This is a genomic window from Pseudomonas tolaasii NCPPB 2192 (genome assembly GCF_002813445.1).
Lineage (GTDB): Bacteria > Pseudomonadota > Gammaproteobacteria > Pseudomonadales > Pseudomonadaceae > Aquipseudomonas > Aquipseudomonas tolaasii.
Map to the genome: position 1 here is coordinate 1,383,128 of NZ_PHHD01000001.1, position 11,611 is coordinate 1,394,738.

The following is an 11,611-nucleotide window of genomic DNA, read 5'->3' on the forward strand; positions in this document are numbered from 1 at the left end:
ACACAAGCAAGCGCCTGGGCCAAACTGCCCCAGGTCATAAATTCCGTAGGACGTTTAACCGCAAACGGTTGGGCCAGACAGCTTGAGCGAGACGTTGCGCGGGCTGCGGCCCATGACCGACCGGTCATCCCGCGCGGCAGAATCCTTGACCCGCCGCCGCAGCCCTTGACGTTTTCCGTTGACCATCCGGCATTGGCATTTGCCCCACTCCCCCGGGCACCCTAGAATGCGCCGATGCGCGATGATCTCTCCCTTTTGCTGAACTCCCTCAACGATGCCCAACGCCAGGCCGTAGCCGCCCCCGTTGGCCGTCAGTTGGTCCTGGCCGGTGCTGGCTCCGGTAAAACCCGAGTGCTGGTGCACCGTATCGCCTGGTTGATCCAGGTCGAGAACGCGTCCCCGCATTCCATCCTGTCCGTGACCTTCACCAACAAGGCCGCTGCCGAGATGCGCCACCGCATCGAGCAGTTGATGGGCATCAGCCCGGCGGGCATGTGGGTCGGTACGTTCCACGGCCTCGCGCACCGCTTGCTGCGGGCGCATTGGCAGGAAGCGGGCCTGAGCCAGACCTTCCAGATTCTGGACAGCGACGACCAGCAGCGCCTGGTCAAGCGCGTGATCCGCGAGCTGGGCCTGGACGAACAGCGCTGGCCGGCACGCCAGGCGCAATGGTTCATCAATGGCCAGAAAGACGAAGGCCTGCGCCCGCAGCATATTCAGGCCAGCGTTGACTTGTTCCTGGCCACCATGCGCAGCATTTATGAAGCCTACGAGGCAGCCTGTGTGCGCGCCGGGGTGATCGACTTCTCCGAGCTGCTGCTGCGCGCCCTTGACCTGTGGCGCGACAACCCGGGCCTGCTGGCGCACTACCAGAAACGCTTCCGCCACATTCTGGTGGACGAGTTCCAGGACACCAACGCCGTGCAGTACGCCTGGTTGCGCCTGCTGGCCAAGGGCGGCGACAGCCTGATGGTGGTGGGCGACGACGACCAGTCGATCTATGGCTGGCGCGGCGCGAAGATCGAGAACATCTACCAGTATTCCGAAGACTTCCCGGACGCGGAGACCATCCGCCTGGAGCAGAATTACCGCTCCACCGCCGGGATTCTCAAGGCTGCCAACGCCTTGATCGCCAACAACACCGGGCGCCTGGGCAAAGAGCTGTGGACCGACGGCGGCGAAGGCGAAGCGATCAACCTGTACGCCGCGTTCAACGAACACGATGAAGCACGCTACGTGGTGGAAACCATCGAAAGCGCACTGAAGACCGGCTTGGCGCGCAGCGACATCGCGATTCTTTACCGCTCCAACGCCCAATCGCGGGTGCTGGAAGAAGCCTTGCTGCGCGAGCGTATCCCGTACCGCATCTATGGCGGCCAGCGCTTCTTCGAACGCGCCGAAATCAAGAACGCCATGGCTTACCTGCGCTTGCTGGAAGGCCGTGGCAACGATGCGGCGCTGGAGCGGGTGATCAACATCCCCGCGCGTGGCATTGGCGAGAAAACCGTCGAAGCCATTCGCGACCACGCGCGCCACGCCGATGTGTCGATGTGGGAAGCCATGCGCCTGCTCATCGCCAATAAAGGCCTGGCCGGTCGCGCGGCCGGGGCGTTGGGCGTGTTTGTGGAGCTGATTGAGAACCTCGCCGCCAAATGCGCGGAAATGCCTTTGCACTTGATGACCCAGACGGTGATCGAGCAGTCAGGGCTGATTGCCTACCACGAAGCGGAAAAAGGCGAGAAAGGCCAGGCGCGGGTAGAAAACCTTGAGGAACTGGTCAGCGCCGCCCGCGCATTCGAAAACGCCGAGAATGAAGAAGACCTCACGCCACTGGCCGCCTTCCTTGGCCATGCGTCGCTGGAAGCCGGCGATACCCAGGCCGACGAGCATGAAGACAGCATCCAGCTGATGACCTTGCACAGTGCCAAGGGCCTGGAGTTCCCGTACGTGTTCCTGGTGGGTATGGAAGAAGGCTTGTTCCCGCACAAGATGAGCCTGGAAGAACCCGGCCGCCTTGAAGAGGAACGCCGCCTCGCTTACGTGGGCATCACCCGCGCCATGCAGAACCTGGTGATGACCTACGCCGAGACCCGACGCTTGTACGGCAGCGAGACCTACAACAAGGTGTCGCGTTTCGTACGTGAAGTGCCGAAGGGGCTGATTCAGGAAGTGCGCTTGTCCAACAGCGTCAGCCGGCCGTTCGGCGGTGGCCAGCAGCAGAACGCCAGCCACCTGTTTGCCGGTTCCGAAATTCCCCAAACCCAATTCAGCCTTGGCCAGCAGGTCAGGCATTCGGTGTTCGGCGAAGGCGTGATCCTCAACTTCGAAGGCGCCGGCGCCCAGGCCCGGGTGCAGGTGAACTTCGCTGAAGGCAGCAAATGGCTGATGATGGGCTACGCGAAGCTCGAAGCGATCTGACACTGATCGTTCCCACGCTCTGCGTGGGAATGCCGCCTGGGACGCTCCGCGTCCCGCTTAAAGACGTGACGCAGAGCGTCACAGGGTGTGTTCCCACGCGGAGCGTGGGAACGATCGGTGGTTTGCCCTTGTTTTTTGGCCGCACGGGCCAATATCTGTAATTAGTCCTACAGACCCTTCGGGTTTGATCTTACGCAAAAGCCCGAAACATTATGCCGCTAGCCAGTGTCACGACACCTGTGCAACATGGCGCGCGTGCAATCCACAAATGGGAATTCCCTTTATGAAACGTTTTCTTAGCATCGCCATGGCGTTGTGCATCGGCCTGACGATGAGCCTCGACGCCAACGCCAAACGCTTCGGTGGCGGCAAAAGCATGGGTTCGGCGCCGACTCACCAGACCAGCCAAATGGCTCCATCCGCCGGTGGCATGGGCGGCGCAGCCGCAACCGCCGGTGCAGCCGGTGCTGCGGGCGCTGCTGCCAAGGCCGGCGGTGCTTCGCGCTGGCTGGGCCCTCTGGCCGGCATCGCCGCCGGTGGCCTGCTCGCCTCCATGTTCATGGGCGGCGGCTTCCAGGGCATGCAAATCTTCGACATGCTGATCCTGGCGGTCATCGCGTTTGTGATCTTCCGCTTTATCGCCGCCCGTCGCCGCAAGCAGCAGGAGCACCTGGCTCCGGCCGGCGCGCCGATGCAGCGTGAAGTGTTCGAGCAAAAGCCTGCCATGGGCTCGATCTTCGGTGGTTCTGCAGCGCCTGCTGCCGCCCGTCCGGTGATCAACGCACCGGCGTGGTTCAACGAAGAGCGTTTCGTCGAAGCCGCTCGCGGCCACTTCCAGGCCCTGCAACAGCACTGGGACGCCAACGAAATGGACAAGATCGCCGAGTTCGTGACCCCGCAGCTGCTGGAGTTCCTCAAGCGCGAACGCGCCGAGATCGGTGATGCATTCCAGTCGACTTACATCGACGACCTGCGCGTACAGCTGGACGGTGTGGATGACCGCGCCGACAAGACCATCGCCACCCTGACCTTCAGCGGTGTGTCGAAGACCTCGCGTTTCGACCAGGGCGAAGTGTTCAGCGAAAGCTGGAACATGGAACGTCCGCAAGGCGAGAACCAGCCATGGCTGGTCGCCGGTATCCGTCAGAACGGCTGATACCCGCGCGCTTGAGCCACTGGTAATAAAAACCCCGGACTTGTTCCGGGGTTTTCTATTTCGCGGTTGCACTTATAGCGAGCTACTGTATAAAACGCCCCTATTAACCGCGCCAACAGCAAGAGGATCCCGGCCGTGGAAGAAATCATCGAACAATTGCGTGAAGCCAACGAACCGGTCCCGGTTCCTCTGGAGCTGCCTGACGAAGATCAACTGGTGGAAGTCGAGGAACAGCTGTTCATCAACATCCCGTTTGTCTTCAAGGAATTCCTGTTGACCGTCAGCGACGTGGTGTATGGCAGCCTGGAGCCAGTCACCATCACTGATCCCGGTTCGCACACCTACTTGCCGGAGGTGGCTGCAAACGCCTGGGACATGGGTGTACCGCGCGAGCTGATTCCGATCTGCCAGGACGGCGACGACTACTACTGCGTCGAAGAAGACGGCACCGTGGTGCTGTGGTCCGGCGAAGAAGAGATCGTTACCGAAGAGTCATGGGAATCGGTGTGGCACTGGGCGCGGGACGTCTGGCTGGAAAGCTGAGTCCCGAAACCGCTGGTGAACCCGCTTGTGTGGCGAGGGAGCTTGCTCCCGCTGGGCTGCGAAGCAGCCCCAACCAGGGCAACGCGTTTTGACTGTTTCAGGGCTGCTGTGCACCCCAGCGCAAGCAAGCTCGCTCGCCACAGTGAATGCGCCAAACCTCATACTTAGTGCTCGGGCGTATCCTTGTGGTTATCCAGCGTCTCCAGCAAGGCGACCTGCATCCGCGTATGCACGCGGATGAACCAACGCCAGAGCACTGCGGCCACCGCCGCCGTGACCACGGCGATCAGCACCAGCAACTTGTTGGTCGGCAGGATACTGGCCGACAAGGCTGCCAATAGCAGGAAAATCACCAGCAGCGACAGGATCGGAATCAACTCCGCAATCACCCGTCGCACCCGCTGGGTGTGACGCCCGGCCATCTCCGGTTTTACGCTCATCTCCGCCAGCAACATCGAAAGCGCCTTGAGCTTGCGGTACGCCGCAATCAAAAACGGCAGCGACAGCAACAACGCCCCGCCCCAGATCAACGCCTTCTGCCAGCTTGGGTCGCTGACCCAGCCTTCCAGATACCCGCCGATGCGCGCAGCAAAAAAGCTGCCGGCAAAGAAGATCGCCACCACCAGCGCCAGGTTCACCCCCACTTGCAGGATGATCTTGCGGATCATCGATGCCAGCATCGCGCCCTCGCCTTGCGGCTGGATGCTGCGCAGCCATTCGCCGTACATACCGAATACCCGGCTCATGCGCTTGGGCATTACGGCGGCAATCTTCAACGACAAGGGGTCGGCGCCGCGAATCAAATAAGGCGTGAGCAAGGTGGTGATGGCCGACACAGCCACCGCCACCGGATAGAGGAAGTCGCTGGTGACCTGCAACGTCATCCCCAGCGCCGCGATGATGAAGGAAAACTCGCCAATCTGTGACAGCCCCATGCCTACGCGAAGGGAGGTACGACCGTCGTTGCCAGCGATAAACGCCCCCAACCCGCAGGACAACATCTTGCCCAGCACCACTGCCACGGTGATCACCGCGATGGGCCAGGCGTATTGCAGCAGGATCTGCGGGTCGATCATCAAACCAATCGCCACGAAGAAGATGGCGCTGAACATGTCGCGAACGGGTTCGATCAGGCGTTCGATCTTAATCAACTGACGGGATTCAGCCATGATCGCACCGATCAGGAAGGCGCCCAGCACCATGCTGTATTCCAGCTTCACCACCAGCAGGCAGAAGCCGAAACACAGGCCCAGTACGGTGATCAGCAGCATCTCGTTGCTTTCGAACCTGGCCACATAGGCCAGCAGGCGTGGCACCAGCAAAATGCCGATAACCAGCGCGACAATCATGAACAGCGACAGCTTGCCGACCGTGGAGAACACTTCGCCGGAGCTGACCGTGCCGCTGACGGCGATGCTCGACAGCAAGGCGATGATGCCGATGCCGAGGATGTCCTCGACGATCAGCACGCCGAAAATCAGCTGAGCGAAACGCTGGTTTTTCATCTTCAGGTCGTTGAGCGCCTTGACGATGATGGTGGTTGAGGAGATCGCCAGGATCGCGCCGAGGAACAGCGAGTCCATGGTGTTCCAGTCGAACCAGCGGCCGATTTCGTAGCCGATCCAGATCATCAGAATGATTTCGAGAAAGGCCGCAATGAACGCGGTGGCGCCGACCTTGAACAACTTGCGCAGGCTGAATTCGAGACCCAGGCAGAACATCAGGAAGATCACGCCCAGCTCGGCGAGGGTTTTGATGGTGTCTTCGTCGTGGATCAGGCCGAACGGCGGGGTGTGGGGGCCGATGATGAAGCCCGCGACGATGTAACCCAGCACCACCGGTTGCTTGAGGCGGTGAAACAGGATGGTGACCACCCCTGCCACCAGCATGATCACGGCCAGGTCCTGGATAAAGCTGATGGCGTGCATGGCGAGGGGCTCCTTGAGGGTACTGGCGCTTTTCCCACTTCCGCGCGCGCCGTTGAACAGTCGCAACGCGCGGAAGGAAAAGTCGGCCCAAATCGTAAGAAATGCCCTGACACGGGCTTTTGAAGGTTAACACCGCGACTTCCGACAGAAAGCCGGTGCAATATATGGAAACAGATCGGTGCAGGCGTGACGGCAAGCCGCCCACCGGCGTCCCGTTAGGGATAGCAGCAAAGATTCCAGCACCCGCAGAGGTGCCTCCCCTACCGATGCCTACAACCCGTGAGTGTGCTATGGAACCCGGAAACGCCCAGCTGTCGATGACGGTATTGATGACCCCAGACATGGCCAACTTCTCAGGCAATGTCCACGGCGGCACCCTGCTCAAGTACCTCGACGAAGTGGCCTACGCCTGCGCGAGCCGTTATGCCGGCCGTTACGTGGTTACTTTGTCGGTCGATCAGGTGATATTTCGGGAGCCGATCCATGTGGGCGAGCTGGTGACCTTCCTCGCGTCGGTCAACTACACCGGCAATACCTCGATGGAAGTGGGTATCAAGGTCGTCACCGAGAACATCCGCGAGCGCTCGGTGCGTCACACCAACAGCTGCTTCTTCACCATGGTGGCCGTGGACGACCAACGCAAGCCTGCCGCCGTGCCGCCGCTGCAGCCGCAGAACAGCGAAGACAAGCGCCGATTCGTGCAGGCTCAGCAGCGCCGGCAGATTCGTCAGGAGCTGGAAAAGCGCTACCAGGAAATCAAGGCGGACGGGCCGTAAGCCCCGGTCTGTAAACCAGCTCCCACATGGGTTTTGCGTGACTACAGGCCGATCGGCGTGGCCTCGAAGCGCACACGCGGATGGGCAATACGGTCCTGCGCCCGCACCAGTTCCAATTCATAACTGGCGCAGGCCTGGGTTTCCAGCAACACCTCGTGCACGGCAGCGGCGGTGAATTCGAAGGCGGCCAGCAGGCTATCGCCCAACAGTACGCGCGCCAGGAACAGCCCCGAGGTCAGATCGCCCACGCCCACCGGCTGGCGCGGGAATGCCAGCAGTGGCCGACGCAGGTGCCAGCTACCCTCGGCAGTCACCAGCAGCATTTCGAAACCTTCCGGCAACTTGCCGGGGTAATCCAGGTGCTTGACCAATACGGCCTTCGGTCCACGTGCCAGCAACGCCTTGGCCATGCTCAGGCAGTCGAACAACGACTGCGGCTTGCGCCCGGCGAAGCTGTCCAGTTCCAGCTGGTTCGGGCACAGGAAGTCGGCCATGGCGGCGGCTTCCTCCAGCAGGAAATCGCTGACGTCCTGGGGCACGATGCAACCCTTTTCCGGATGGCCCATCACCGGGTCGCACAGGTACAACGCCTTGGGGTTGATCGCCTTGATCCGCGCCACGCCCGTCAGGATGGCACGGCCCTGGTCGGCGCTGCCGAGGTAGCCGGACAGCACCGCGTCGCAATTACCCAGTTCACCAATCGCCGCAATGCCTTCTACCAATGCCGGAATTTGCTGCGGCGCCAACACTTCGCCGGCCCACTGGCCATACTGGGTGTGGTTGGAGAACTGCACCGTGTTGAGCGGCCAGACATTCACCCCGACCCGCTGCATGGGGAACACGGCGGCGCTGTTTCCGGCGTGGCCAAAGACCACATGAGACTGGATCGCAAGCAGATGAGGTGTGCGTTTCATGCGGGAGATTTCCGTAAAGCCGTTGAAATTCTGGCCGCGCAGTATGCGACTAAACGCAGCCTGTACGACAGACCGGCGACACAGTTAAGCTGCTCTTACTTTGTTGGAGTTCATCGCATGCTCACCCTGGGAAACATCTTCGTACTGATGCTGCTGGCGACAGGCGCGGCTTGGGTGTGGCACAACCACGGCCTGCGCGAACGGGCGCTGGAACGGGTCAAGCAGCATTGCGCCAAGCTCGATATCGAGTTGCTGGACGGCGCGGTCGCGCTTAAACGCATTGGTTTTGTGAAGGATGCCAATGGTCGGCGACGCCTGGCGCGCATCTACAACTTCGAGTTCACCGTGACCGGCGAAACCCGCCATCCGGGGACGATTACCCAATTTGGTGCCCACAGCGCGCAAATCGAACTGGCGCCCTACCCGTTCGAGATTAAAACGCCGCTGCCCAGCGCCGAGGTGATTGAGCTAAGCCAGTGGCGCCAGGACCATGCCAGTAAAACCCGTCACTGACGACAGGCTTCCAGCGCAGCGTGCAGCGCCGCCACGTCCTGTGGCGCGCTGAAGATCAATTCGATACGTGAGTCACGGCGCCATTCGCTGGGTTGCCAGGTGAGCGGGTTGTTATCCACAGCGTTGGCGCTGACCCACGCCTGCGCGCTGTGGATAACCAGCTTGGCACGGCGCCACTCAAGGCTTGCCAGCCATTGATGCAGGCGCTGAAGGTCAAACTGCTGGCTCGGATGCCAGCGCCAGCCGATGCTCCAACCGCCGTCCTGCGCCTGGCTAAGGCAAATAGGCTGCGTCGGATCGCTCCAGACTGCCGGCATTTGCGCGAGGCCTTTGGGCACCTCGAAGTTATCCACACCTGCAACGGCTTTTGAATTCAGGCCGGGCAAATGCGCCAAGGGTAGATACGCCTGCCGAGTCCAGTAGGTCGGGCACTCGGGCAATTGCTGTTCAAGGGCCTGACGCTGCGCCGCATCCAGCGCCTCATCCTTGTTCAACACCAGCAACCCCGCACTGGCCAGCGCCTCGCGCTGTGCGTCAGGCAAGGGTTTGCCCGCCGCCAGCGCCTGGGCGTCCAGCACCAGCACGCAGGGCTGAACCGCCAGCACACCCTGCCAGGGCGCTTCCCGCAACTGTTTGAGCAACTGCGCCGGGTGGCCCAGGCCTGACGGCTCTATAAACAATCGATCAGGCTTGGCCTTACGCAGCAAACGGCCCAGTCCTACCTGGAACGGGGCACCATTCACACAGCACAAGCAGCCACCCGCCACCTCGCCCAAGGCAATTCCGTCATCATCCTGAGTCAGTAGAGCCGCATCCAGGCCGATCTGGCCGAACTCATTGATCAGCACCGCCCAGCGCTCGTCCGCGGGGCGTTGGGCGAGCAGCTGTTTGATCAGGCTGGTCTTGCCGGCACCCAAAGGCCCGGCAATCACGTGGGTGGGAATGTTCTGCAGCATGGAAGGCTTCATTCGGACCGTGTAGAGGGTTTGATCCTACGCGGTTATGCGAGCCAATCCAGCGTCAGGATCAACCGTCGTTCATCGGCCTTGAGCGCCGGCGAGCGATGGATCAGGCCATGGCCCTCATTGCCATGCCATTTGGTGCCCTTGAGCAGCGCGACTTCGCCGCACTGGATTTGCTCAATGCGGTCCGCAGGCTCCGCCTCCGGCTGGCCCAGCTTGCGCCGGTCCATCACGCCCTCGCGCAACCATTGGCTGCCGATACCGGCATAAGTGGTGATCAGCCGTACGGGCACGTGGTCGACATGAAAGCGCGGGCACATGGCCTTGTCCAACAGGCGCAGGCGCACGCCGATGCGCTTGGCACCGAGCAGACAGGCGAATGCGCTGACCAGCCACGACACATCGGCGATAAAGCCTTCGTAACCTTCAAGATCGCTGCAACTGGATGCCAAACCCTGCAGGTTCGGCACCGAGTCATCGTCTTTCAGCTCAATCACCAAGGCGTCCGCGAGCGGTTCGTTGAGCGCCACCAGCAAGGCGCCAAATTCGGCGATGTGCAGTGGCAACTGGCGCTGCCACAGCGACAGGTTGACGCCATCGTCAAGGATGTCAGACAGCGCCAGCGGCGTTTCACCGCGCGTCTGGCGAATCACGGGGCGCAGGGGAATCACCGGGGCCAGCATCAGGCGGCTGCCTCCTCGTACCAAGGGCCAAAGGGGTCGGCCAACTGGCGCCAGCCTTCCACGCCAAGCGCCATTTCTTCATCGTTAAGCAGGCACGCGTTCAGCTCGGTGCGCATCTGGTCGAAGTCAATGTTTTGCCCGATGAATACCAGCTCCTGGCGGCAATCGCCGGTGCTGAGCTGCCAGTTGCCCATGATCGCGGCAATGCTTTCTTCGTCCTGTGGCCATTGGCTTTTCGGCACAAAACGCCACCAGCGTCCGGCAAAACCATGGCGCATCAGGCCACCGGCCTGGGACCAACTGCCCGCGTCCTGGTGTTTGCTCGCCAGCCAGAAAAAACCCTTGGAGCGCAGCAGCTTGCCATTCACCCAAGGGCGGTCGATAAAGTCGAAGAAACGCTGCGGATGAAACGGGCGCCGCGCACGGTAAGCCGTGGAGGCGATGCCGTATTCCTCGGTTTCCGGGATGTGCTCACCGCGTAATTCCTGCAACCAGCCGGGTGCCTGGGCAGCACGTTCGAAGTCGAAGCGGCCGGTGTTGAGGATTTTGTTCAGCGGCACTTCGCCCATGACCATCGGGATGATTTCGGCTTGGGCATTCAGGCGTTCGAGGATTGCGATCAGTTCTTCGCGCTCGCGGCTGCTGATCAGGTCGATCTTGCTGATCAGGATCACATCGGCGAATTCGATCTGCTCGATCAGCAGGTCGGTGATGGAGCGCTCGTCTTCCTCACCCAGGGTTTCGCCCCGCGAGGCAAGGCTTTCGGCGGCCTGGTAATCGAGCAGGAAATTCATGCCGTCGACCACGGTGACCATGGTGTCCAGCCGCGCGATGTCCGCCAGGCTTTGCTCGTTTTCATCGCGGAAGGTGAACGTTTCGGCCACGGGCAAAGGCTCCGAGATGCCGGTGGATTCGATCAGCAGGTAATCGAACCGACCTTCCTTGGCGAGTTTTCCGACTTCTTCGAGCAAGTCTTCACGCAAAGTGCAGCAGATGCAGCCGTTGCTCATCTCCACCAGTTTTTCTTCGGCGCGATTGAGGGTGACGTCACGTTGGACCTCACTGCCATCGATATTGATTTCGCTCATGTCGTTGACGATCACTGCCACGCGCAGGTTTTCGCGGTTGCGCAGGACGTAATTGAGCAGTGTGCTTTTACCGGCGCCGAGGAAGCCGGACAACACGGTAACGGGAAGGCGATTGGTCATCAGGTATTCCTCATCAGGGTGGCCGGTCAAATCGCCCGTTTATGGCGTTCGCGCAGCTCTTCACGTTCTTTGGCTTCGATACTTAAAGTCGCGGTGGGGCGCAGCAGCAGGCGTTTCAGGCCAATGGGGTCGCCGGTTTCGCGGCACCAGCCGTATTCGCCGCGAGCCAGCAATTCCAGGGCATCGTCGATCTTGTCGAGTAGCTTCTTTTCGCGCTCCAGCAGGCGCAGTTGCCATTGGCGCTGTTCTTCGGCGCTGCCTACGTCGGCGGGGTCGCTGTTGATTTCCTGCTCGCGCAGCAGCAGAAACTCGGCCTCGATGCGCGCTTGCAGTTCGTAGCGCTGGGTCAGCAGCAACTCACGGAAGAAGCCTTGCTGGGCTTCGTTCATGTAGTCGGCGGGTGGTTGGGCCAGGAGGTCATGTTCAGTCATGGAAAGCAGTTCACGGGTCAGGCTGTGCTTTTATGTTATAGTATAACAATACAAATAAGCCAATCCCCCCTTGCTCGTC

At 61.1% G+C, this 11,611-nt stretch carries 11 protein-coding genes; 5 read left to right on the forward strand and 6 right to left on the reverse strand.

Translation table 11 applies throughout. The features are described from left to right. The first annotated feature begins 234 nt into the window (after positions 1-234). The 3 genes from uvrD to ATI14_RS06475 all read left to right on the forward strand — a co-directional run bounded on the left by uvrD (position 235) and on the right by ATI14_RS06475 (position 4,117). Positions 235-2,418 (forward strand): DNA helicase II, encoded by a 2,184-nt coding sequence (gene uvrD, locus ATI14_RS06465; RefSeq protein ID WP_080520293.1) that lies wholly within the window; start codon positions 235-237, stop codon positions 2,416-2,418. Positions 2,419-2,701: 283 nt separating this feature from the next. After that, positions 2,702-3,574, forward strand: coding sequence for a Tim44 domain-containing protein (locus ATI14_RS06470; RefSeq protein ID WP_016971705.1), 873 nt, complete (start codon positions 2,702-2,704; stop codon positions 3,572-3,574). 135 nt (positions 3,575-3,709) lie between these two features. Further along, positions 3,710-4,117 (forward strand): SMI1/KNR4 family protein, encoded by a 408-nt coding sequence (locus tag ATI14_RS06475; RefSeq protein WP_016971706.1) that lies wholly within the window; start codon positions 3,710-3,712, stop codon positions 4,115-4,117. A gap of 164 nt (positions 4,118-4,281) precedes the next feature. Here ATI14_RS06475 and ATI14_RS06480 read toward each other — a convergent pair whose 3' ends face one another. Then, on the reverse strand, positions 4,282-6,045 hold the full coding sequence (locus tag ATI14_RS06480) for a cation:proton antiporter (RefSeq protein WP_016971707.1): 1,764 nt from the start codon (positions 6,043-6,045) through the stop codon (positions 4,282-4,284). Positions 6,046-6,335: 290 nt separating this feature from the next. On the opposite strand from ATI14_RS06480, the gene ATI14_RS06485 reads away from it, so the two are divergent. Then, complete coding sequence (locus tag ATI14_RS06485) at positions 6,336-6,821, forward strand: acyl-CoA thioesterase (protein ID WP_003213461.1); 486 nt, start codon at positions 6,336-6,338, stop codon at positions 6,819-6,821. A gap of 41 nt (positions 6,822-6,862) precedes the next feature. On the opposite strand, the gene pdxY is transcribed toward ATI14_RS06485, so the two are convergent. Beyond that, positions 6,863-7,735, reverse strand: a complete 873-nt coding sequence (pdxY, locus tag ATI14_RS06490) for a pyridoxal kinase PdxY (RefSeq protein ID WP_016971708.1) — start codon at positions 7,733-7,735, stop codon at positions 6,863-6,865. A gap of 117 nt (positions 7,736-7,852) precedes the next feature. Between pdxY and ATI14_RS06495 the strand changes: the two genes are divergently transcribed. Next, positions 7,853-8,248, forward strand: coding sequence for a DUF3301 domain-containing protein (locus tag ATI14_RS06495; protein ID WP_016971709.1), 396 nt, complete (start codon positions 7,853-7,855; stop codon positions 8,246-8,248). On the opposite strand, the gene ATI14_RS06500 is transcribed toward ATI14_RS06495, so the two are convergent. Genes ATI14_RS06500 through dksA form a run of 4 tightly spaced genes read right to left on the reverse strand, consistent with a single transcriptional unit; the run spans position 8,242 to position 11,532 of the window. Beyond that, the gene (locus tag ATI14_RS06500; RefSeq protein ID WP_016971710.1) at positions 8,242-9,204 is read right to left on the reverse strand and encodes a CobW family GTP-binding protein; all 963 of its coding nucleotides are present in this window, start codon (positions 9,202-9,204) and stop codon (positions 8,242-8,244) included. The genes ATI14_RS06495 and ATI14_RS06500 overlap by 7 nt on opposite strands. 44 nt (positions 9,205-9,248) lie before the next feature. Then, positions 9,249-9,893, reverse strand: a complete 645-nt coding sequence (locus ATI14_RS06505; protein ID WP_080520292.1) for a DUF1826 domain-containing protein — start codon at positions 9,891-9,893, stop codon at positions 9,249-9,251. Beyond that, positions 9,893-11,101: a zinc metallochaperone GTPase ZigA gene (gene zigA / locus ATI14_RS06510; RefSeq protein ID WP_016971712.1), complete on the reverse strand. Its 1,209-nt coding sequence runs from the start codon at positions 11,099-11,101 to the stop codon at positions 9,893-9,895. Before zigA ends, ATI14_RS06505 begins: the two co-directional genes overlap by 1 nt. Positions 11,102-11,127: 26 nt before the next feature. Further along, positions 11,128-11,532: an RNA polymerase-binding protein DksA gene (dksA, locus tag ATI14_RS06515; RefSeq protein ID WP_016971713.1), complete on the reverse strand. Its 405-nt coding sequence runs from the start codon at positions 11,530-11,532 to the stop codon at positions 11,128-11,130. Positions 11,533-11,611 lie beyond the last annotated feature (79 nt).